General features: G+C 70.4%; 1 protein-coding gene. It reads left to right on the top strand.

Translation table 11 applies throughout. The features are described 5' to 3' along the window. Positions 1-219: sigma-70 family RNA polymerase sigma factor (locus G3I42_RS27415; RefSeq protein ID WP_164290323.1), on the top strand; the 219-nt coding region annotated here is incomplete at its 5' end. Positions 220-233 lie beyond the last annotated feature (14 nt).

The raw sequence follows: 233 nt of genomic DNA, 5'->3' as shown, positions 1-233 counted from the left end.
GGACCCGAACTGACGGTCACCCTGCTGGCCGCGCTGGCCGAACTGCCGCCCCGCGCACGGGCGATGGTCGTACTGCGCTACTGGGAGGACCTGAGCGTGGAGACCGTGGCCGAACTGCTGCGGTGCAGCCCGTCCACCGTGAAGAGCCAGTGCTCGCGCGCGCTCGCCACCCTGCGTACGCGGCTGGGCGACGCACACCTCTACACCACCCGAAGCTGAGGAGAACCGTCGTG

This window comes from Streptomyces sp. SID11385 (assembly GCF_010548245.1).
Lineage (GTDB): Bacteria > Actinomycetota > Actinomycetes > Streptomycetales > Streptomycetaceae > Streptomyces.
The sequence above is the reverse complement of the archived record's forward strand: the minus strand, read 5'-3'. Positions and strand labels throughout refer to the sequence as shown.